Here is an 800-nt window from a genome sequence, read left to right as displayed (position 1 = left end):
ATTAGGGCGCCGTCCCATCTATATCCGCTGCCGAGAAGCAAGGCGGCAAACCTTGTCTTGTCATCCCCGCCATGGTAGCGAACGCCCGATTTCAATTCGGTCAGCGACGCTGCCCAGGCAAGAGGACAAGGCTAATGGCCAGCAAGGATGACGCGCCGGTCGGCGCAGCCAACGGAAACGGCAATGCGGCGCAGCCGTCGCTCAACGTTCTGGCGCAGTATGTGAAGGACCTGTCCTTCGAAAGCCCCGGCGCGCCGAATTCGCTGCGCGGCCGCGACAAGGCACCGGGCATCGCCATCAACGTCAACGTCAACGCCAACCCGCTCTCCGACAAGCAGTTCGACGTCAATCTGACGCTGAACGCCAAGGCGTCCTTCGACCAGGAAGTGCTGTTCAATGTCGAACTGGTCTATGGCGGCGTGTTCGCCATCGCAGGCTTTCCGCAGGAGCACATGCTGCCGATCCTGTTCATCGAATGCCCGCGCCTTTTGTTCCCGTTCGCCCGGCAGATCATCGCCGAGGCAACCCGCAATGGCGGCTTCCCGCCGCTGATGCTCGACCCGATCGACTTCGCCCAGATGTTCCAGCAGAAGCTGGCCGAGGACGAGGCGTCCAAGGTCAAGGTGAGCTGAGGCCTGCTGTCATCGTTGTTGTTTCTGAGAACCCGCCCCTTGTGAACTGACCCCCGAAAGTTGGACATCAACCTTCGGGGGTTTTCATGTCCAAACACAGCGAGAGTTTGAAGCGCACTGTTGTTGATCGTTATTTGAGTGGTGAAGAGAGCTATGCGAGCGCCGGTG

At 59.9% G+C, this 800-nt stretch carries 1 protein-coding gene; it reads left to right on the top strand.

The window, feature by feature from the left end:
• The first annotated feature begins 134 nt into the window (after window positions 1-134).
• The gene (gene secB / locus EOA13_RS37335; RefSeq protein WP_023813420.1) at window positions 135-632 is read left to right on the top strand and encodes a protein-export chaperone SecB; all 498 of its coding nucleotides are present in this window, start codon (window positions 135-137) and stop codon (window positions 630-632) included.
• Window positions 633-800: the final 168 nt, after the last annotated feature.

It is taken from the genome of Mesorhizobium sp. M7A.F.Ca.US.011.01.1.1 (assembly GCF_003998295.1).
Lineage (GTDB): Bacteria > Pseudomonadota > Alphaproteobacteria > Rhizobiales > Rhizobiaceae > Mesorhizobium.
This window is presented reverse-complemented; position numbering and strand designations above follow the sequence as displayed.